The organism is Azospirillum oryzae (assembly GCF_900177515.1).
Classification (GTDB): domain Bacteria; phylum Pseudomonadota; class Alphaproteobacteria; order Azospirillales; family Azospirillaceae; genus Azospirillum; species Azospirillum oryzae_A.
Map to the genome: position 1 here is coordinate 591,785 of NZ_FXAK01000007.1, position 21,325 is coordinate 613,109.

Consider the following 21,325-nt stretch of genomic DNA (forward strand, 5'->3'; position numbering starts at 1 on the left):
GCGTCTTCCGTCGGCAGGATGGGCGCATTCCAGGGGGGTCCCGACAGGGGGCTGAGATACCAACGGCCGGACGGCGCCAAGCGTCGCCGGCAGCGTGGTGACCCTTCGAACCTGATCCGGGTCATACCGGCGAAGGGAGGGACCTCGTGACGGGCCGGCCACGCCCCGTCCGGCCGTATCGGCCCCACATCTTTGGGGCGCATGGCCCGCACGAAGATACCGCACCTCCGTCCGCAGTCCCGGGTTTGTCCGCCCAACTCCGACGGAGAAACCCAATGCCCAAGGACTTCAACGAGAACGCCATCCGCATTTCGACCGGCCCGCTGCCGTCGTCGCGGAAAATCCATGTGCCCGGCACGCGCTTTCCCGATCTGCGCGTCGCCATGCGCGAGATCGCGCTGTCGGGCGGCGAGCCGCCGCTGACCGTCTATGACGCCTCCGGCCCCTACACCGACGAGTCGGTTGCCATCGACGTGCGGGCCGGCTTGGCCAAGCACCGCCGCGACTGGATCCTCGCCCGTGGCGATGTAGAGACCACCGACAGCGGCGTGCTGCGCGCCAAGGGCGGCGGCGCGGTGACCCAGATGGCCTACGCGCGGGCCGGCATCGTCACCGCGGAGATGGAATACATCGCCGTCCGCGAGAATCTCGGCCGTGCCGCGGCGCTGGAGGCGGCCCGCGACGGCGAGGATTTCGGTGCCGAGATCCCCGACTTCATCACACCAGAATTCGTCCGTGACGAGGTGGCGCGCGGGCGGGCGATCATCCCGTCCAACGTCAACCATCCCGAGTCGGAGCCGATGATCATCGGCCGCAACTTCCTGACCAAGATCAACGCCAACATCGGCAACTCCGCCGTGACCTCCTCGATCGAGGAGGAGGTGGAGAAGATGGTCTGGTCGATCCGCTGGGGGGCCGACACCGTGATGGACCTGTCCACCGGCGCCGACATCCACCAGACCCGCGAGTGGATCCTGCGCAACTCCCCGGTTCCGATCGGCACCGTGCCGATCTATCAGGCGCTGGAGAAGGTGAAGGGCAAGGCCGAGGACCTGACCTGGGAGCTGTTCCGCGACACGCTGATCGAGCAGGCGGAGCAGGGCGTCGACTACTTCACCATCCATGCCGGCCTGCGGCTGGCCCACATCCCGCTGACCGCCAAGCGGGTGACCGGCATCGTCTCGCGTGGCGGCTCGATCATCGCCAAATGGTGCCTGGCGCATCATCGCGAGAATTTCCTCTACGACCATTTCGCCGACATCGTCGAGATTTGCCGCGCCTATGACGTGGCGCTGTCGATGGGCGACGGCCTGCGGCCGGGCAGCCAGGCCGACGCCAACGACGCCGCGCAGTTTGCCGAACTGGAAACCCTGGGCGAGCTGACCAAGATCGCCTGGGCGCGCGACGTGCAGGTGATGATCGAGGGGCCGGGCCATGTGCCGATGCACAAGATCAAGCACAATGTAGAGAAGCAGCTGGCGCTGTGCGGCGAGGCGCCCTTCTACACGCTCGGGCCGTTGGTGACCGACATCGCGCCGGGTTACGACCACATCACCAGCGCCATCGGTGCGGCGATGATCGGCTGGTTCGGCACGGCGATGCTCTGCTACGTCACGCCGAAGGAACATCTGGGCCTGCCCGACCGCGACGACGTGAAGGCCGGCGTCATCGCCTACAAGATCGCCGCCCATGCCGCCGACCTCGCCAAGGGGCACCCGGCTGCCCGGTTGCGCGACGACGCCATGTCGCGTGCCCGCTTCTCCTTCCGCTGGCGCGACCAGTTCGCCCTGTCGCTCGACCCCGACACGGCGATGGCCTACCACGACGAGACCCTGCCGGCGGAAGGCGCCAAGACCGCGCATTTCTGTTCGATGTGCGGGCCGAAATTCTGTTCGATGAAGATCACGCAGGAAATCCGCGATGCCGCGGAGTCCGGCATGGCCGAGATGTCGCAGAAATTCCGTGAGTCGGGCGGGGAGATCTACCAGCCCGCGGCGGAGTGAGGTTTCGGCAGTGATGCCCCCTCCCTAACCCTCCCCCGCTCTCGCGGGAGAGGGAACTCCGCCGAACTCTAGCAAAGCTCCTGCCCCCTCTCCCGCGATCGGACCGGCCTTCGGCCGGCCGAGGGCGGGGGAGGGATGGGGAGGGGGCACCGCGCCACAACCACCCCTCACCCCGCGTACCTGATCTCCAGCACCTCGACCTGCTCCATCCCCGCCGGCGTGCGCACGTCGACCAGATCGCCCTCTCGTGCCTTCAGCAGGGCGCGGGCGATGGGGGAGATCCAGCTGACATGGCCGCGGTCGGGATCGACCTCGTCGGCGCCGACGATGGTGATGGTGTTCTCCGACCCGTCCTCGCGGGCATAGGTCACGGTGGCGCCGAAGAAGATCTGTTGGCGGTTCTTCTGGTCCTGCGGATTGACCACCACCGCCGATTCCAGCCGCTTGTTCAGGAAACGGATGCGGCGGTCGATCTCGCGCAGGCGCTTCTTGCCATAGAGATAGTCGCCATTCTCCGACCGGTCGCCGTTGCCGGCGGCCCAGGACACCACCTCCACCACCTTCGGCCGCTCCACCCGCAACAGGTGGCGCAGTTCCTCCTGCATGCGCTGGAAGCCGGGCGGGGTCATGTAGTTCTTGAAGCCCTGCGGCAGCGGTGCCGGTTCGTCGAGATCGTCCTCGTCTGGCGTGTCGTTCTCGCGGGTGAAGGCCTTGCTCATGGTCCGACCTGTCCTGTGGCAGGGGTGATAACGTCCGGGAAAAGGAAAAGGCGCCTTGCGGCGCCTTTTCCCGTTCTAGAGGTCCCGGTTGGGCCGTTGGGCTTACCGCTTCCACCAGCCGCGGCGCGGCTTGGCGTTCGCCTCGTCCTCGTCACCGGCGGGAGCCGGCTCGTTGGCGGGAGCGGCGGCCGGAGCGGGCTGAGCCACCGGAGCCGGCGCCGCGGCGGCCGGAGCGGCCTCCGCCGGAGCCTCGGCAGCGGCCTTGCGCTTGCGCGACGCCTTCTTGGCCGGAGCCTTGTCGGTCGCGACCTCCGCCGGGGCTTCGGCGGCGGCAGCGGCCTTGCGCTTGCGGCCCTTGGCCGGCGCTTCGGCAGCGGCCGGAGCGGCCACGGGAACAGCCTCCACCGGAGCTTCGGCGGCAGCCTTGCGCTTGCGCGACGCCTTCTTGGCCGGCGCGGCTTCGGCCGGCGCCTCGACCACAGCGGCGGCCTTGCGCTTGCGGCCCTTGGCCGGCGCTTCGGCGGCGGCCGGAGCGGCCACGGGAGCAGCCTCGGCCGGAGCCTCGGCGGCGGCCTTGCGCTTGCGCGACGCCTTCTTCGCCGGAGCCTTGGCAGCGACGGCTTCGGCCGGGGCCGGGGCGGTCACCGGCGGCTCGGTGGCGGGCACCGGAACCGGGGCTTCCTCAGCCGCCGGGGCGGTGTCGCCGGCCAGGATCCAGTCGAGGTCGCTCGCCTCGACCGGGATCGGAGTCGCCTGAGCCGGAGCGGCCTCGACCGGAGCGGCGGGCTGCTCGGAGACGGCGTCCTCGCCGCCCTCCAGGCCTTCCGCACCCTCGCGGCGCGACCGGCGGCGACCACCGCGCTTGCCGCGGCGGCGCTTCTTGCGGCCTTCGCCGTTGCGCTCGCCGGCGTCGGCGCCGGTTTCGTCCTCGCCTTCCTCGTCGTCCTCGTCGCCTTCGGCATCAGCCGAGTCGATGTCGGTAGCGGTAGCGGCGGGCTCGGAGATGGCGGCGCCGGGGATCGCCTCGGCGGCAACCGGCAGAGCGGCTTCCTCGGTCTCCTGACCGGCTTCGTCCGACTCGCCTTCGCCCTCGGCGGTGTCGCCTTCGACCCGGCCGTCCTCGCGGTCACGGCCACGGCCGCGACGGCGCCGACGACGGCGGCGGCGGTCCTCGCCGTTGCCATCGCCGTTGGTCTCGGCACGCTCGGCGGTCTCTTCGACCTGGGCGGCTTCGACCTCGGCTTCCGTCTCCTCCACCGTTTCGACGGGCTCGGCGGCCAGCGCGCGGTCGGTCTCCGCCATCACGCGGTCGGCGCTGACCAGCGGGCCTTCCTCGTCGGGCAGGCGGGCCTTGTTGCGCTCCAGACGGTGGTCCGGGGCGATCAGCGTATCGTCGGCCTGGACCATGACGCTGAAGGCGTGACGCTCTTCGATCTTGGCCAGCTCACCGCGCTTCTGGTTGAGGATGTAGAGCGCGATCGAGGTCGGGACGTAGATGGTGATCTCCGCCGACCGCTTGCGGATGCCCTCTTCCTCGATGGCGCGCAGGACGTGCAGCGAGGCGGATTCGACCGAACGGACGACGCCGGTGCCCGAGCAGTGCGGGCAACGCTCGAAGTTGGTCTCCAGCAGCGACGGGCGCAGACGCTGGCGCGACAGCTCCAGCAGGCCGAAGGCGGAGATGCGGCCGAGCTGAATGCGCGCCCGGTCGTTCTTCATCGCCTCCTTCATGCGGCGCTCGACGGCGGCGTTGTTCCGCGGCTCCTCCATGTCGATGAAGTCGATGACGATCAGGCCGGCGAGATCGCGCAGACGCAGCTGGCGCGCAACCTCGTCGGCGGCCTCCAGGTTGGTCTTGTAGGCGGTTTCCTCGATGTTGCGCTCGCGGGTCGACTTGCCGGAGTTGACGTCGATGGAGACCAGCGCCTCGGTCGGGTTGATGACGATGTAGCCGCCGGAGCGCAGCTGCACCACCGGGCTGTGGATGGCGTCGATCTGCGTTTCCACCTGATAGCGGTGGAACAGCGGGATCTGGCTGTCGCGGTACAGCTGGACGCGCTGGGAATGGCCCGGCATCAGCATGTCCATGAACTCGCGCGCCGTGCGGAAGCCGGCCTCGCCCTCGACCCAGATCTCGTCGATGTCGTTGGAGTAGAGATCGCGGATCGACCGCTTGATCAGGTTCGCCTCTTCATAGATGAGGCAGGGCGCCGACGACTTCAGCGTCTGTTCGCGGATGTCGTCCCACAGGCGCAGGAGATATTCCAGGTCGCGCTTGATCTCGGGCTTGGAGCGCTCCAGTCCGGCGGTGCGCAGGATGACCGCCATGCCGTCCGGAATGTCGAGATCCGACAGGATTTCCTTCAGGCGCTTGCGGTCGGCCGGGTTGGTGATCTTGCGGGAAATCCCGCCGCCGCGGCCGGTGTTGGGCATCAGGACGCAGTAGCGGCCGGGCAGCGACAGGTAGGTGGTCAGCGCCGCACCCTTGTTGCCGCGCTCTTCCTTCGTCACCTGCACCAGCATGACCTGCCGGCGCTTCACCACTTCCTGGATCTTGTAGGAGCGCAGCGGACGGGAGCGGCGGCGCTGGGTCTCCGCCTCCTCGTCCTCGTCGCCGCCCAGCGTGTCGGGGGCGGCAGCGGACGGGGCGGCCTGCTCCTCGCCGGAGTCGGCGTCCTCACCGTCCTCGTCGCCGGCATCCTCGTCGGACGCCTCGGGCGCGATGGGGGAGGGCATCGGCGACCATTCCTCGACGATCTGCTCGGGGCGGATCGGCTCGCCCATCACGGCGCCGTCGGCGGCGGCCTCGGCCCGGGCTTCCGCCTGCTCTTCCAGGCGGCGCTCCTCGGCCAGCAGCGCCTCGCGGTCGGCGATGGGAATGCGGTAATAGTCGGGATGGATTTCCGAGAAGGCGAGGAAGCCGTGGCGGTTCCCGCCATATTCCACGAAGGCCGCCTGAAGCGAAGGCTCGACCCGCGTCACCTTCGCCAGGTAGATGTTGCCCTTCAGCTGCTTGCGGCTGGCGATCTCGAAGTCGAGTTCTTCCAGCCGGTTCCCATTGACCACGGCGACCCGGGTTTCTTCCGGGTGCGTGGCGTCCACCAGCATGCGCTTGGCCATATACGGTCCTCAACGGCGCGACCCAGGGAACCCGCGCGACCGGTCGGGCCGCCTGGACGCAGCGTCTGTTGTGGGCGAAGCATACGGCACGACGGACCGGAACCGCCGAACGGCGCTGACGAGAGCAGCCAGGACGGCCCGGTCGACACGCGCCGGGCTGCCGCCTTGCGGCCACAGCCAGCTTCGAGGTTTCGTCCTCTCACCGCCAATCCGAACGCGCCACCCCGCGACGTCCCTCCGGCGCGGATGGCCGGACAGGCGGTGTCGGGGGCGACGCCGCAGCCCCTTGGTCGGCCCCGTGACCGGCGATCGACTGATCCAGGGACGGTTGGTCCCGGCATCAGCGAATCGGCGCTCACCTTGGGAGTCCGACCCGAATCTGGCGAATTGCGGTCTGTCGCAAAGATACCATAGACAAGCGATCCCTCTTGCACAACGCGGAAATGCGCCGATTCGGCGAACAAGTTCGTCGCGGGGAAGCGGCGGCGCGCGCTTCCACCGGGGCAACCTGTCCGCACGCGTCCGCCGCCACGCTCATGCTCACTGTTGCAGGAACGGCACCCCCGGCCGGAATTGACTCAGCCCCTGACGATCCGCGTTGAGAGCGTTGAATTGGCTAGGCTATAGCTGAGCGTCCGTTGCCCGTTCCGCGGCCTTTCCGCCGCCCCATTGCCGCCGAGGAGACTTGATGCCACGGCCGCCCAGCCTTTCCGCCGCCGCGCCCGTTTGCCGGTCATCCGCCGCCGTTTCGTCGCATCGGCTGGCGATCCGCATTCTTGGCGCGGTGCTGCCGGCGCTGCTGATGCTGGCGCTGATCGGTTTCGGGACGGCCGGCATCGCGAGGGCGCAGACCACCGCGGCCCTTCCGTCGGCGCCGCCGCGCACGGCGGTGGTCGATGCCCGGCTCGGCATCCATCCGGACAAGACCCGCTTCGTGCTGGAGCTGAGCGACGCGGTGTCCTTCACCGTGTCGATGGCCGCCGATCCCTACCGCGTCATCATCGATCTGCCCGACCTGATCTGGCCCGGCGGCTCGCTGCCGGTGGAGGGCAAGGGGGTGGTCGCGCGCTACCGGCATGCGGCGGGTGGCCCGCGCGGCACGCGCCTGACCTTCGAGACGGTCGGCCCGGCCCGGCTGCGCGAGGGTTATATGATCCCGGCGCGGGACGGCCACCAGCCGCGCCTCGTGCTCGACCTCGAGAAGACCACCCCGGCGGAGTTCCGGCAGCTTGCCGCCGCCACGGCCGGACGCGGTGACGCCGGCGAATTCGGATCGACGACTCCGCTGACGATGAGTTCGATCGTCGCCTCGGCGATGGCTGTTCCGTCCCCGCCGCCGGCTGCCGCCGAGTCGACACCCGCCGTCACCGCCCCGCCGCCCTTCGCGCCGCTGCCGCCGATCCCGCCGGCCCAATTGATCCCGGCCGCGCTGCCCGTAGCCCCGCCGCTGCCGGACAACAAGCCGCCGACGGTGGCGGAGAAGCCGCTGATCGTGCTCGACCCCGGCCATGGCGGCCAGGATCCCGGCGCCATCGGCGTCGGCGGCATCTATGAGAAGGACATCACGCTCGCCACCGCCAGGGAGGTGAAGCGCCAGCTGGAGGCGACCGGCCGCTACCGGGTGAAGCTGACCCGCGACAGCGACGTGTTCATCCGCCTGCGCGACCGCGTCGCCATCGGGCGGGAGGCCGGCGCCGACCTGTTCATCTCGCTGCATGCCGACAGCATCAGCAGCGGCGACGTGCGCGGCATGTCGATCTACACCCTGTCCGACAAGGCGTCCGACCGCGAGGCGGAGATGCTGGCCGCCAAGGAGAACCGGGCCGACGCCCTGGTCGGGCTCGACCTGTCGGGCGAGAACAAGCTGGTCGCCAACATCCTGATCGATCTGGCCCAGCGTGACGCGATGAACCATTCCAAGCGCTTCGCCACACTGGCGCTGCAGAATCTCGGACGCGACGTGCCGCTGATCCCCAACCGGCCGCACCGGCAGGCCGGCTTCGCCGTGCTGACCGCGCCGGACGTGCCGTCGGCGCTGATCGAGATGGGATACCTGTCGAACCAGCGTGACATCAAGCTGCTGACCTCCACCGGCCATCGCGAGCGTCTGGGCAAGGGGCTGGCCCGCAGCATCGACGCCTATTTCCGCTGGCTGCACGGCACGCAGCGGAGCTGAAGCGGGGCGGGACCGCCGGAATACTGACTGCCCGAATACCCCTTTGCGCTGGTGCGTTCTTGCGGGCGCCCTCTGCGTGTCACATTTTCCTGACATGACGGGAACGGGGGCGGCACTTCGCACCGCGGCGGTGTAGGATGCGCCGCCCTGTCAGGCGCACCTGCGATCCGGATCCATCGGAACCGGCGTCCGGGCGCGTCGTTCGTCGTTTCTTGCGGGATCGGTCATGCGCCTTCTTCTGTCCTTGCTGATGGCCTTCGTGATGCTGGCTCTTGCCGGCGCCGGGGGGCTGGTCTTCCTGTTCGAGCATTACGACCACGACCTGCCCGACTACACCAAGCTGGCCAATTACGAGCCGCCGGTGACCACGCGCATCTATGCCGGCGACGGGCGCCTGATGGCGGAATTCGCGTCGGAGCGGCGTATCTTCGTGCCGATCGACGCCATGCCGCGCATGGTCATGAACGCGTTCATGGCGGCCGAGGACAAGAATTTCTACGGCCACCAGGGCGTCGATCCGATCGGCATCCTGCGTGCGATCCTGACCAACATCGAGAATTTCGGCCGCGACCGCCGTCCGGTCGGCGCCAGCACGATCACGCAGCAGGTCGCCAAGAACATGCTGCTGACCAACGAGGTCTCCTTCGCCCGCAAGATCAAGGAGGCGATCCTGGCAGTCCGCATCGAGCGGACCTTCACCAAGGACCGCATCCTGGAGCTTTACCTGAACGAGATCTTCCTTGGGAACCGCTCCTACGGCGTGGCGGCGGCGGCGCTGAACTATTTCAACAAGGCACTGGACGAGCTGAGCATCGAGGAGGTCGCCTTCCTGGCCGCGCTGCCCAAGGCGCCCTCCAACTACAATCCGGACCGCCAGCACGACGCCGCCATGGCCCGCCGCAACTGGGTGATCGGCCGCATGGCGGAGGACGGCTACATCACGCCGGAGGAGGCGAAGGCCGCGCAAGGACGCCCCCTGGTCACCCGCAAGCGTGACGAGCAGGAGGTGGTGACCGCCGAGTATTTCTCCGAGGAGGTCCGGCGCGAGCTGGTGAAGCTCTACGGCGAGCAGGCGCTGTATGAGGGCGGGCTGTCGGTGCGCGCCTCGATGGACCCGACGCTGCAGGCGACCGCGACCAAGGCGCTGCGCGACGGGCTGATCGCCTACGACCGCCGCCATGGCTGGCGCGGCCCGGTGGCCAAGATGGAGAATTTCGACAACTGGCCGAAGAAGCTGGCCGCCATGCCGCCGCCTGCCGGGTCGGAAGGCTGGAAGATGGCGGTGGTGCTGAAGGACGACCAGTCGGACGGGCTGGACATCGGGCTTGCCGACGGCAGCCGCGGCCGCATCCCGCTGTCCGAACTGCGCTGGGCCCGCGCCTCCAAGGATGGCGACGTCTCCGGCCCGGCGATCCGCAAGCCGTCCGACGTCGCCAAGCTGGGCGATGTACTGCTGGTGGAACCGCTGAGCGGACCGTCGAAGGACGAGGACGAGAAGCCGGCCAAGAAGTCCGACAAGTCGGCGCCCAAGGAGCCGCCGCCCAACAGCTACGCCCTGCGCCAGATCCCGCAGGTGCAGGGCGGCCTCGTGGCGCTCGATCCGCACACCGGGCGCGTGCTGGCGATGGTCGGCGGCTTCTCCCCCGCCATGAGCGTGTTCAACCGCGCCACCCAGGCTCTGCGCCAGCCCGGTTCGTCCTTCAAGCCCTTCGTCTATCTGACGGCCCTGAACCAGGGCTTCACCCCGTCGTCGCTGGTGATGGACGCGCCCTTCTCCTTTGACCCCGGCGGCGGGCAGCCGGTCTGGCGGCCGGAGAACTACAGCCATGAGTTCTACGGCCCGACCCCGCTGCGCGTCGGCATCGAGAAGTCGCGCAACGTCATGACCGTCCGGCTCGCCCAGCAGATCGGCATGGACAAGGTCAAGGCGCTGGTCGAGAAGTTCGGCATCGTCGACAACCTGCAGCCCTACCTGCCGATGTCGCTGGGTGCCGGCGAGACGACGGTGCTGCGGCTCGCCACCGCCTACGCCATGCTGGACAATGGCGGCAAGCGGGTGGTGCCGACCTTCATCGACCGTGTGCAGGACCGCAACGGCAAGACCATCTTCCGCCACGACAACCGCCCGTGCGAGGGCTGCAACAACGTCGCCTGGAAGGACGGGATGGCGGTGCCGGCAGTGCCCGATACCCGCGAGCAGGTGAACGACCCGCGCACCACCTACCAGATCGTCTCGATCCTGGAAGGCGTGGTCCAGCGCGGCACCGCGGCGGCGCTGCGCTCGCTGGGCAAGCCGCTGGCCGGCAAGACCGGCACCACCAACGACAGCCACGACGCCTGGTTCATGGGCTTCTCGCCCGATCTGGTGGTCGGCACCTATATCGGCTTCGACCAGCCGCGCTCGCTGGGCGGCCATGAGACCGGCGGTTCCGCCGCGGTGCCGGTGTTCAAGGAGGTCATGCAGGTGGCGCTGAAGGACAAGCCGGCGACGCCGTTCCGCGTTCCGCCCGGCCTGCGCCTCGTCCGCGTCAACCCGGCCAACGGCCAGCTGGCCCAGCCGGGCGACAACCGCGCGATCTGGGAAGCCTTCCTGCCGGGCACCGAGCCGAACCCCGACCAGCCGCAGGTGGTGCTGGACGGCTCCTCGCAGGCGTCCGGCGCCATGATGGGCGATCCGAACGCCACCGGCGGATTCGGTTCGCAACAGCCGGGCGTGCCGGCCCCGCCGGCAGCGGCGACGCTGGGAACCGGCGGGCTCTACTGAGCCAAACAAAGAGGGGCGCCCAGCGCGGGCGCCCCTTTCTTCGTAGCCGCTACGGAACGATGCCGTCGCGGTCAGTGTGTCGTATTTCCCGCCGCCGACAGCGAGGCCAGCGCGTCCACCGGGCAGGTCCCGAGCGGGCGCAAGGCGGGTTCCAGGGCGGCGAACATCGCGCGCACGCCATTCTCGTTGACGTGCAGGGCGTCCATGAACAGCTCGTCCTTGTCCACCGCGCGGCGGGCGTCGATCACGGTGACGCCGGCGGGCAGGCGGCTCTTCAGCTCGGCGAAGAAGGCGTCGAAGTTCCGCAGCTTGCCGGCATAGGTCGGGAAATAGGGGGTGATGACAACCGCCACCCGGGTGCCGTGTGCCTGGGCGCTGCGGATGATGTGGTCCAGTGCCTGCCAGTTGGCGTCGTCGGCGGTCATCACCTCTTCCGGCGCGGCGGCAAGCTGGATTTTCATCGGTTCGGGGATGGCGCCCACCAGGGTGCGGTCGGCGGCGGGTTTCAGCAGGCCGCCGACCAGCCGCATGGTCTGGTTGTTGTTGAAGGTCATCAGGTGGAAGGCGTGGTTGGCCATCCACAGCTCCTGGTTCTCCTGTCGGATGAAGGCGTCGATGCGCGGCGAATAATAGGCCAGCAGCGGCAGGTCTGCGAGGTCGTGCGGGTTGTCGACCACGCCGGTCGGCTCCAGCACAAGCAGGCGCGGCGCGCCGTGGCGTTCGACATAATCCTCCCACAGCAGGGCCGACAGCACGGTCGGCGCCCCGCCCATGCCCAGATTGAGTGCCCGGCCGCAGGTCATGTCCTGCAGGGCCGACACGGGGAAATGGTTGTCGGCCCGCGAGTTGCCGAGCACCAGCACGTCGGCCGGCCCGCGGACCGGACGCGGCTCCGCTTTCAGGGCGGCCTTCACCAGCAGGGGACTCGGCTGCTGCCCCTCATCCGCGGGCGGATTGGCGGGCGGCTTGACGCCCGGCATCTCGGCTTCCGGTTCGAAGGGGCGGTAGATCGCCATGAAGCGGTCGCTGGAGCGCAGCAGCAGACCGCCCAGCGCCGACGCCAGGACGCGGTCCATCGCCGTGACGGTGGCGAGGATCAGCACGATGCAAGCCAGAAGGCGATACATGGGAGGGTGCTCCGTCCGGTCAGAACTGGAAGTAGATGAAGGCGTGGTTGGCGAAGCTGCCGAACAGCAGCATCACCAGGATCAGGGCGGAACAGGCCATCGACCGCGCCACCACATTCATGCCCGCGTAGCGGCGGCCGGCGCCGCGCTCGATCATCGCGTCGACCATCAGCACGATCAGCCCGGTGACGGCGACGCGCAGAAGCGAACTGGCCTGCTGGTTGCCCTGCTGAAGCCCGAAATCGCCGTCGGCGATGATGCCCAGGATGGTCCAGACCGTGTGCAAGTTGTCGGCCCTGAAAGGCAGCCAGGTCAGCGTCACCACCGCGAAGACCAGTCCGACCATCACCAGCCGCCCGGCGGCCAGCACCGGACCGCTGAGCCGCACCGGGCTGAGGGCGGCCAGCCGGCGGGCGCCGTCCTCGACCAACATCAGCCCGCCATGCAGCGCCCCCCAAAGGACGAAGGTCCAGTTGGCGCCGTGCCACAGGCCGGAGATCAGCATGGTGATGACGACGTTGCGGATGCGCAGCCAGCGCGTGCGGCTGCCGCCCATCGGCACATAGACGTAGTCGCGGAACCAGGTGGACAGCGAGATGTGCCAGCGCCGCCAGAAATCGCGCATGCCGGTGGCGAAATAGGGCCGGGCGAAGTTCTGGCACATGGTGTAGCCGAAGATCTGCGCCAGCCCGATGGCGATCAGCGAATAGCCGGCGAAGTCGCCGTAGATCTGCAGCGAGAAGCAGATCAGCCCGATCACATGCTGGAGCGCGTTGAAGAACTCCGGCTGGTGGAAGCGGGCGTCGACCACCACCGCGGCGTTGTCGGCCAGCCCGATCTTCAGGAAATAGCCCCAGATCACCTTTTCCAGCCCGGCGAAGCGCTCTTCGAACGGGATGTCCCGCGGGCGCTGCTGGATCTGCGGCAGCAGGTCGCGCGCCCGCACGATGGGTCCGGCCACCAGCTGCGGGAAAAAGGCGACGAAGCTTGCATAGCGCACCAGCGAGCGTTCCGGCTGCTTCAACTCGCCGGTGTAGAGGTCGATGCCATAGCTGAGATTCTGGAAGGTGTAGAAGGAGATGCCGACCGGCAGCAGGATGTCGAGCGTCCGCCGCCCGATCTCGATCCCCAGCGAGGCGAGGGCCACCTCGGCGCTGTCGGCGAAGAAGTTGTAGTATTTGAAGAAGAACAGCATGCCCAGGTTGGTGCCAAGGCTGAGGAACAGATAGAACTTCCTGGTCTGGCGGTCGGAGGAATCGGCGATCTTCAGCCCGCAATAGAAGTCGATGAAGGTGCTGAGCGCCAGCAGGCCGCAGAACCGGTAGTCCCAATAGCCGTAGAAGACGTAGCTCGCCACCAGCAGGAAGGGCGTGAAGGCGCGGGTGCGGGCCAGCGCCATGAAGCCGGCGCTGAACACGGTGATGAACAGCAGGAAATTCAGGCTGGTAAAGCTCATCGTGCCCCCGGCAGAGGTGGTCGTGCGTCCATGCATCCGCGCAAGAAAGGGCTCGCGCGGAAACGCGCAAAAAGGCGCGGAACGACGCCGACCATAACCTCGATTCCGGGAATTCCCGGTCGCCGCGGTAGGGTTGTGCGGCCGGATTTGGGACGTACTCTGAAATGAGCCGGGCCGATGATCCCAAACGGTTAGGACCTCCAAGCCGGAGCTGGGCCATACACGAAAGTGGCAAGCCGTCCCATTTCGGGCTCCCGGCCGGCCCGCTTGCGGTCATTAAGGGGGTGCAAGCCGGGGAACGAGCGGCTACATATGCAGCCGACGAACCTTTCAACTCTGGCTGACGAGGAGGCACCGCCATGCGGGCCGAGATCGAAGCGGCCGCCGGCGAGATCAGAGAATCGCTGGCGCTGCTGAGGAGGCATCTTTGACTGGGACAATGCACTGCGGCGTCTCGACGAACTGAACAACCTCGCGGAGGATCCCAAGCTTTGGGACGACCCGACGCGGGCCCAGACCATCATGCGCGAGCGCACCCAGCTGGACGCTTCCGTCTCCGGCTATCGCGCGCTGGAGCGCGACCTGTCCGACAGCCTGGAACTGATCGAGATGGGCGAGGCGGAAGGGGACGCCACCGTCGTCGCCGATGCCGAGGCCCAGCTCTACAGCCTGCGCGACCGCGCCAACAAGCTGCAGATCGAAAGCCTGCTGTCGGGCGAGGCCGATGCCAACGACTGCTTCGTCGAGGTGAATGCCGGCGCCGGCGGCACGGAGGCCCAGGACTGGGCGCTGATGCTGATGCGCATGTACACCCGCTGGGCGGAGCAGCACGGCTACAAGACGGAATGGTTGGACGAGACGCCGGGTGAAGAGGCCGGCATCAAGTCGGCCACCGTGCAGATCAAGGGCCACAACGCCTATGGCTGGCTGAAGACCGAGGCCGGCGTGCACCGTCTGGTGCGCATCAGCCCGTTCGACAGCCAGGCGCGGCGCCAGACCAGCTTCGCCGCCGTCTCGATTTCCCCGGTGATCGACGACAAGATCGACATCGAGATCAACGAGAAGGATTGCCGCATCGACACCTACCGGGCGTCGGGCGCCGGCGGCCAGCACATCAACAAGACCGACTCGGCGGTGCGCATCACGCACATCCCGACGAACATCGTGGTGAGCTGCCAGCAGGAGCGGTCGCAGCACAAGAACCGCGCCAAGGCGTGGGACATGCTGCGCGCCCGCCTGTACGAACGCGAGCTGAAGATCCGCGAGGATGCCGCCGCCGCGCTGGAAGCCACCAAGACCGACATCGGCTGGGGCCACCAGATTCGTTCCTATGTCCTGCACCCCTACCAGATGGTGAAGGATCTGCGGACGGAGGTGGAGACCTCGCAGAGCCAGGCGGTGCTGGACGGTGCACTTGACCCCTTCCTGGAGGCGGCGCTCGCCTCCCGGATCAAGGGGCAGAGCGACGACGCGCACGCCGCCGGCGGCTGACGGGTCGGACATGGCGAAGGGCGGTCGCTTGCGGCCGCCCTTTTCGATTCTGCGCATTTTTGGAATGGAAGGCGAAGCTCGGCTGTTTCAACAGGCAGCCGACACAATCATTCGGAGCGACCGATCCATGAAGCGACTTCTTCTTCCGGCCCTGTGCGGCGCCCTGTTCCTGGCGACCCCGGCCTTTGCCGCCTGCGACTCGGACAATCTGCCGGACGAGATGCGTCTGGCCTTCATCTCCGGCGCGCAGGAGGCGTTGAATGAGCATGGCTTCAACGCCGGGCCGGTGGACGGCAAGATGGGCTCGCGCACCCGCACCGCGATCCGTTCCTACCAGCGGGCGGCGAAGCTGCCGGTCGACGGCTGCGTCAGCCAGGGGCTGCTCGACCATCTGAACTTCAGCCAGCCGAAGATCTACGGCCCGAACAGGCCGCGCTGATCCGGGTTCAGGATCTCAGGCCAGCATGTCGAGCAGGCGGCGGCTGTTCTCCTGCGTCGCCTGCAGCACCTTGGCGTTCGCGGCGAAATCCACCTGGGCGGAGGTCAGGTCCAGCACCACGGCCGGGTCCAGGTTGCCCGCCGCGATCTGCTCCGACGCCGCCTCGGTCCGTGCCTGAGCATCCTGCAATCCGTCGAGCGCGCTGGCCTGCGGCCGATAGGGCGTGGCGGAGGTGGCCGATCCGATGTCCATGGCGGCTCTGTCCGGTTGGTTGAAAGGGCAGGATAGGCGGCTGAGGGTTTAGGGTTGGTGAATGGGGGGCGCTAGACCTGCGCAAGGTTAGACCCCCACCTCACCCCTCCGCCAGCCAGTCCGCCAGCCGTGCCAGAAACGCCGTGGCCTCCGCCGGGTCCTGCAGGCTCCAGGTCGCTGCGGTCTCCGCCGGACTTTCCATCACCCGGATACCGACTCCCCGGCCGGCCAGCGCGCGGAAGGCGTCCTCGTCCGTCTCGTCGTCGCCGAGATAGATCGGCAGGGTGCCGTTGCCCTCCAGCCCCAGCGTCTCCAGCAGGGTGACCACGGCGCGGCCCTTGTCCCAGGGCAGGTTGGGGCGAAGCTCGAACAGTTCCTTGCCGCCGGTCATGCGCAGGCGCGGCTGGGCCTCCGCCACCGCGCGGACGGCGTCGCCGACCTGCGGCTTGTCGGACGGGGCGACCTGACGGGTGTGGATGGCGATGGCGAAACGCTTGCGCTCCACCAGAGCGCCGGCGATTCCGCCGAGCCGGTCGCGCAGAAGCTGTTCGGCCGAGTCGAGGTCGGGAACATACTCCACCCCAACCTGCCGACGCAGGCCAGGCCCGCGCAGGTCAAAGCCGTGGCTGCCGGCATAGACCAGACCGTCCACCGCCACCATCGCCGTCAGATCGTCGAGATCGCGCCCGCTGACGAAGGCGACCGGGCAGAGGGCCGACAGCCGCCGCACCACCGCACGCGCCTCGTCCGGCATCACCGCCAGTTCGGGGCGCGGCGCGATGGCGGCCAGCGTTCCGTCATAGTCGAGAAACAGCGCGGGCGTGCGTCCGTCCAGTGCCGCGGTGAAGCCGTCGAATTCCGTGAAAGCGGAAGGGGGGAAGTGGGTCAATGCTGGTTCCTCGCGCCGCTGCCTGTCGGGATGCGGCGGCTGACCGGAGCCGGCGCGCCGCAGGTGAGTAACGGGCGGGAGGGGAAAACGGCCGGAGTCCCGACGATGGGATGGGCTTGATGTGGCCGATCCGCAACAGATTCCGCCAAAAGCTGCGGCCCCACGCAGGGGCCGGCTTTGGGGGTTGAAGGACCCCCGGGTTCTGATACTGTTGCAGTGCAGCAAGCGATTGCTGCTTCGCCCTTCTTGGGCGTTTCCTCCCTAAACTCAAGGCCGCTGATCTCAGCGGCCTTTTTCTTGCCAGAAAGCCCCCGGGGAAGGCAACCCCTGACAAAAGTCATAGAGCTGCGATTTTTCCGTCTGGAATCCGCAGTTTAGGGGGGAGAGCCGCTGCCCGGACATGGCCGGCGATTGGCATCGGCTGTCCGACTGATCGATAAAATCTTTTGTTTGCAAAGAGTTGTGCTGGATGGGTGCGGCTGTCGGGGCTTGGCCACCGGTCTTGGCGGACTCGGAGCCGTTCCGGATCGGGGCGTTGTCCGGACCATGGGCCCTGTCCGTCCACCGGAATTTTTTGTGCGGATCGGCCGTCAGACCGGTTCCGGGGGTGAAAAACCGCCGCAGGGGAACGGAAGCACTGCCACCGGCCGGCGAACTGTCGTATAGATCGACGTGAAACGCCCATTCGCCGTCATCCACAGGAGTCGTTCCCATGGACATCGCCATCATGGTCCTCGCCGTCGCTTTCTTCTTCTGGCAGACCATCACCGATTGAGCAGGCCGCTGCCGTCGGACAAATGAAAAGGGCGGCCCTCGTGGCCGCCCTTTTTCATGTCGTCATTCCTGCCGCCGGCCGGCTTACCGGTGGGTCAGTCGGCAGCGATCGGCGGCTCCAGCCGGGCATGGGTCGACGCAATCAACTGCAGCGTCTCCATGATCGAACCGATCGCCTCGTGCAGGTCGGCCTGCTCGTCGCCGGGCAGCCTTGCCAGAACCGTCTCCAACTCGACAGCCGCGTTCTGCAGGCTGACGCAGGCATGCTCCAGATGGCGTCCGGTGCCCTGAATTGCGCCAGGATCATTTGCAGAATGCAAACGTGCTGCCGGTTTTCCGGCCCGCGTCGCGTTCCGGTTTGCAAAATGCAAATGGACGCTGTTGCCCGCAGCCCGCGTCCCCACTTTTTTCCGCATCATGGGCGTACCCCCGTTCGGTCTGACCGGAGAATGCGCAAGTCCCGTGCCACTCCGTGACCGTGGGTTGCGGCAGCCGTCGCGAAAATGGTGACGGTCAGTCCGGCCACAGGCGGGCGGCGCCGCGCATCCCGCTTTCGGCGCCATGGCGGGCGACCGCCATCCGGGTGCGCGGTTGGGACGCCAGGGTCCAGGCGCCCCAGCGCCGCGTCACCGCTTCGCACAGGCCGGGCAGGGCGGACAGGCCGCCGCCTACGACCACCATGTCCGGATCCAGCAGGTTCAGCACCGGGGCCAGCGCCCGGGCGAGCGCATCGGCATGGCGGGCCAGCGTTCCGGCCGCGGCGGCATCGCCGGCCAGGGCGCGGGTGGCGATCTCCGGCGGGTCCAGCGTCTCCCCGGTCAGGTGACGGTGCAGGCGCGTCAGCCCGGCACCGCACAGCATGGTCTCAAGGCAACCCAACTTGCCGCAGCCGCAGGGAACCGGAGGGCCGTCGGCCTCCTCGCGCCAGGGAAGCGGGGCATGGCCCCATTCGCCGGCCAGCCCGTTGGCGCCGGGCAGGATGCGGCCGTCGATGACGATGCCGCCGCCAACCCCGGTGCCGAGAATGATGCCGAACACCACCGGCGCATCGGCCGTTCCCCTTCCCTTGGCCGCCGCCCCATCCGTCGCCTCGGACAGGGTGAAGCAGTTGGCATCGTTGGCGATCCGCACCGGCCGGCCGATCCGCCGGGCCGCGTCGTCGGCGAAGGGACGGCCCTCCAGCCAGGGCAGGTTCACCGCGCGCACGCGTCCGGCGGCGGAATCGACCACGCCGGGAAGGCTGATGCCGACACCCCGCGTTCCAGCCGGGTTGAGAACGGCCACCGTCTCGGCCAGTGCATCCAGCGTGGCGTCGTAACCGCGCGGGGTGGGGCGGCGGTGGCGGGCGAGTTCCGTTCCGTCGCGATCCAGCGCCACGGCGGCGATCTTGGTGCCGCCCAAATCGATTCCGAGTCGCATGCCTGCCGCCGTCCGGATGGTGGAAGATGACCGATTTTCGGGGGCAACCCTATACCGCTCCCCCGATCGGCGGGCCAGGGATGCTTTCGTGCCGGAAGGGTCAATCCACCCACCCCGGAAGAGAGGGGGTAACCGCCCTTTGCCCCGTCGGGGCTTGCGGGGGGCATCACTAGAGTCTCATGAGCGCATCCTTTACTGATCGGCGTCTTGAGATGTCCATGGACCGTTCTGCCCCGAAACATTCCTCGCGCGCCCGGCGCGCCGCTCCGGGCCACCACGATCCCGTTTCCGGAACCGCCGGCGCCACGGCGGCCGAGATTCGTGATGGACTGGTTCTCGCCTTTCTGGCCCGCAAGAGGCTGCTGGTGCTGGTGGGCGATGCCGGGTCGGGCCGTCCCGCGCTGTTCCGCCAACTGGTCGAGCATGTCGAGGCCGACGGCGCCATGGCGCTGCCGGTCGCGGCGTCACTGGGCGCGGAGCTGGAGGATCTGGTCTCCGCCGCCGGTACCGGCGCGCTGCCCGATCTGGCCGCCGGACAGGACGGTGGCGAGGTCGATTTCGACGCCCTGATCGCCGCGCTGGAGGAAAGGCTGGAACTTGCCGGGTCCGGGCTGCTGGCGGTGGACAACGCCGCCGTGCTGGCGCCGCCGGTGCTGACCGATCTGGTCGAGCTGACGCGGGCGGAAACGCCGTCCGGCCGCTTCATGCAGGTGCTTCTCTGCGGCACGCCCGAGTTGGAAGGCACCTTGGCGCGGGCCGGGCTGACGGATGTGCTGCGCGACATGGGCGTGATCTACCGGATGTCGCCCGGCGGGGGCTTCGCCGACGACTCGCAGGATGTCGCCCCATCGCCGGCGCCGCGTCCGGTGCCGATCCTGGCGCCGCCGCCCCAGTCGGCGGCGGTTCCGCCCGCGAACGACTGGTCGGTGGGGCAGCGGCCGGAAGACCGGACGCAGGATCACCGCTGGTCGGGCGATCAGGAATGGAGCGACCGCGATCCCATCGCGATGGCCGGTGCGGAGGGGCCGGTCGCCGACCACCGTGACCGAAGCTATCCGGGTTTCGGCCAAGCTCATGCGATGCGGGCGCCGCGGCGGACCGGGCTCTATGCCGGAGCGGCGCTGACCACGCTGGTGCTGCTGGGCGCCGCCGGTGCCGCCATCGCCACCGCGATGCCGGGCACCTTCCCCGACCGGGCGCTGGCGTTGGTGGAGGAGGGGTGGACCCGGGCGCGCGATGCTGTCGAGCGGACGGTGCTGGGCCTGCCCGGCGGCGAGGCTCCGGCTGCCGGCCGGCATGCCGCCGCCGATACCGGCACCGCCGCGCCCGGCGCCGCTCCGTCCGTTCCGGCAGCTTCCGTTCCTGTGACGCCCGCCGCAACATCCCCGGCGCCGACACCACCCGCCGCGACGGCCCCCGCTCCACGCCCCGCCGCCACGACCGATGCTCAGAAGACGGCGGCCCAGACGGCCCAGAGCGCGCCGCCGCCTGCGAGCGGCACTCAGACGGTGACGAAGTCGGCGGCGCCCGCCGCGACCGCCACTGCGGCTGCACCGGTCGAGACCGCAGCGCTGCCGCCGGCCCAGTCACAGCCATCTGCCGCCGCCAGGCCCTCCGCCTCGACGGGCAATGCGGAAGCCGCGCCGGGTGTGGCGTCGCTGCCGCCGCTGGAGGACCCGTCGGCCACGCCCGCCGTTCCTGCCGTGCCGCAGGCCGCCTTTCCCGACGCCGACACCGCCCAGCGCGTGCGCAGCATGGTCGATCAGGCCCGCCGCCAGATCGCCGGCAAGCGCCTGACCACCCCGCCCGGCGACAACGCCTTCGAGACGGTGCAGCGCATCCGCCAGATCGCGCCGTCGGCGCCCGAGGTGGCGGAACTGCTGACCACGATGGAGGATACCTATCGCCGCTGGGCGATGCTGGCGGAGCGCGACGGCGACTGGTCGGAGACCAAGCGCTTCTACGAGCGGGCGCAGATGATCGCGCCCGCCAGCCCCGATCTGGCCGAGCGCATCCGCGCGGCGGCCGAGCAGCGTGCCTATACCGGTCCCTCCAACGGCCCTTCCACCGGCACCGCATCCGGAACCGGCGGCGGAAGCTCCGCGGCACCGGTGAAGGCGACTCCGGGTCTGGGCGACCGCGAGTCGGTGCTGGCCCTGCTGCGCAACCCGGCGGAGCTGTCGCGCACGCTGCAGGCCGGGGCCAGCCCGGATACCCGGCTGGAGAATGGCAAGACCCTGCTGATGATCGCCGCCGAACAGGGGCTGACCGACGCGGTGCGGGTGCTGCTGGACCGTCACGCCCGCACCGATCTGCGCACCTCCGATGGTGCCACCGCGGTGATGTACGCCGCCTGGGGCGGGCATGATGCGGTGGTCCGCGCGCTGGCCGACGGCGGCGCCGATCTCGACACCACCAACAGCGACGGCAAGACCGCGCTGATGGCCGCCGCCGCCCGCGGCCATCAGGATGTGGCGCGCACGCTGATCCAGCACGGGGTGATGGTCGACCGCACCACCGCCTATGGCTGGTCGGCGCTGATGTACGCCGCCAACAACGGGCACGAGGCGGTGGCCAAGCTGCTGCTCGACAGCGGCGCCAACCCCTACCGCATGGACGCCAACGGCAACTCCGCCCTGACGCTGGGCGCGCTGCAGGGCCATGTGCAGGTGGTGGAGGCGCTGAAGCCGCGCTGA

The 21,325-nt window shown here is 68.9% G+C and carries 15 protein-coding genes and 1 riboswitch; of the genes, 6 read left to right on the forward strand and 9 right to left on the reverse strand.

Annotation, left to right across the window (positions count from 1 at the left end; all coding sequences use genetic code 11):
- The first annotated feature begins 21 nt into the window (after window positions 1-21).
- A riboswitch (TPP riboswitch) is annotated at window positions 22-155 on the forward strand.
- A gap of 120 nt (window positions 156-275) precedes the next feature.
- Complete coding sequence (thiC, locus tag B9N97_RS15280) at window positions 276-2,003, forward strand: phosphomethylpyrimidine synthase ThiC (RefSeq protein ID WP_085088023.1); 1,728 nt, start codon at window positions 276-278, stop codon at window positions 2,001-2,003.
- A gap of 167 nt (window positions 2,004-2,170) precedes the next feature.
- Here the strand turns inward: thiC and greB are convergent, their stop codons facing one another.
- Entirely contained in the window at window positions 2,171-2,722 is a 552-nt protein-coding gene (greB, locus tag B9N97_RS15285; protein ID WP_085088026.1) for a transcription elongation factor GreB, read from the reverse strand.
- A 102-nt stretch (window positions 2,723-2,824) separates the two neighbouring features.
- Window positions 2,825-5,842 (reverse strand): Rne/Rng family ribonuclease, encoded by a 3,018-nt coding sequence (locus B9N97_RS15290; RefSeq protein WP_085088029.1) that lies wholly within the window; start codon window positions 5,840-5,842, stop codon window positions 2,825-2,827.
- 688 nt (window positions 5,843-6,530) lie between these two features.
- Here B9N97_RS15290 and B9N97_RS15295 point away from each other — a divergent pair.
- Window positions 6,531-8,018, forward strand: a complete 1,488-nt coding sequence (locus B9N97_RS15295; RefSeq protein WP_085088032.1) for an N-acetylmuramoyl-L-alanine amidase — start codon at window positions 6,531-6,533, stop codon at window positions 8,016-8,018.
- A 226-nt stretch (window positions 8,019-8,244) separates the two neighbouring features.
- A complete protein-coding gene (locus B9N97_RS15300) occupies window positions 8,245-10,782 on the forward strand; it encodes a penicillin-binding protein 1A (protein ID WP_085088034.1) in 2,538 nt (845 codons plus the stop codon).
- 71 nt (window positions 10,783-10,853) lie between these two features.
- On the opposite strand, the gene B9N97_RS15305 is transcribed toward B9N97_RS15300, so the two are convergent.
- Both B9N97_RS15305 and B9N97_RS15310 read right to left on the reverse strand, forming a co-directional pair.
- On the reverse strand, window positions 10,854-11,909 hold the full coding sequence (locus tag B9N97_RS15305) for an SGNH/GDSL hydrolase family protein (protein ID WP_085088036.1): 1,056 nt from the start codon (window positions 11,907-11,909) through the stop codon (window positions 10,854-10,856).
- Between the two features lie 19 nt (window positions 11,910-11,928).
- Entirely contained in the window at window positions 11,929-13,365 is a 1,437-nt protein-coding gene (locus B9N97_RS15310; RefSeq protein ID WP_085088039.1) for an MBOAT family O-acyltransferase, read from the reverse strand.
- 359 nt (window positions 13,366-13,724) lie between these two features.
- Here B9N97_RS15310 and prfB point away from each other — a divergent pair.
- Together prfB and B9N97_RS15320 are read left to right on the forward strand one after the other, a co-directional pair.
- Window positions 13,725-14,856 (forward strand): peptide chain release factor 2 gene (prfB, locus tag B9N97_RS15315; RefSeq protein WP_143266723.1). Its coding sequence is split into 2 segments (ribosomal slippage): window positions 13,725-13,793 and window positions 13,795-14,856, totalling 1,131 coding nucleotides; the frame shifts between segments, so codons are not numbered across the junction.
- A gap of 127 nt (window positions 14,857-14,983) precedes the next feature.
- Complete coding sequence (locus B9N97_RS15320; protein ID WP_244560730.1) at window positions 14,984-15,295, forward strand: peptidoglycan-binding domain-containing protein; 312 nt, start codon at window positions 14,984-14,986, stop codon at window positions 15,293-15,295.
- 15 nt (window positions 15,296-15,310) lie between these two features.
- Here B9N97_RS15320 and B9N97_RS15325 read toward each other — a convergent pair whose 3' ends face one another.
- The 5 genes from B9N97_RS15325 to B9N97_RS15340 all read right to left on the reverse strand — a co-directional run bounded on the left by B9N97_RS15325 (window position 15,311) and on the right by B9N97_RS15340 (window position 18,629).
- Window positions 15,311-15,547: a hypothetical protein gene (locus B9N97_RS15325; protein ID WP_085088044.1), complete on the reverse strand. Its 237-nt coding sequence runs from the start codon at window positions 15,545-15,547 to the stop codon at window positions 15,311-15,313.
- A 100-nt stretch (window positions 15,548-15,647) separates the two neighbouring features.
- Window positions 15,648-16,436, reverse strand: coding sequence for a trehalose-phosphatase (gene otsB, locus B9N97_RS15330; protein ID WP_085088047.1), 789 nt, complete (start codon window positions 16,434-16,436; stop codon window positions 15,648-15,650).
- Between the two features lie 282 nt (window positions 16,437-16,718).
- Window positions 16,719-17,165, reverse strand: coding sequence for a hypothetical protein (locus B9N97_RS35010; protein ID WP_143266725.1), 447 nt, complete (start codon window positions 17,163-17,165; stop codon window positions 16,719-16,721).
- 140 nt (window positions 17,166-17,305) lie between these two features.
- Window positions 17,306-17,629 carry a hypothetical protein gene (locus tag B9N97_RS15335; protein WP_085088049.1) on the reverse strand — a complete coding sequence of 108 codons (324 nt, stop codon included), beginning with the start codon at window positions 17,627-17,629 and terminating at the stop codon, window positions 17,306-17,308.
- 94 nt (window positions 17,630-17,723) lie between these two features.
- A complete protein-coding gene (locus tag B9N97_RS15340) occupies window positions 17,724-18,629 on the reverse strand; it encodes an ROK family protein (RefSeq protein WP_085088052.1) in 906 nt (301 codons plus the stop codon).
- Window positions 18,630-18,847: 218 nt separating this feature from the next.
- Here B9N97_RS15340 and B9N97_RS15345 point away from each other — a divergent pair, with 218 nt between their 5' ends.
- Window positions 18,848-21,325, forward strand: coding sequence for an ankyrin repeat domain-containing protein (locus tag B9N97_RS15345; protein ID WP_085090593.1), 2,478 nt, complete (start codon window positions 18,848-18,850; stop codon window positions 21,323-21,325).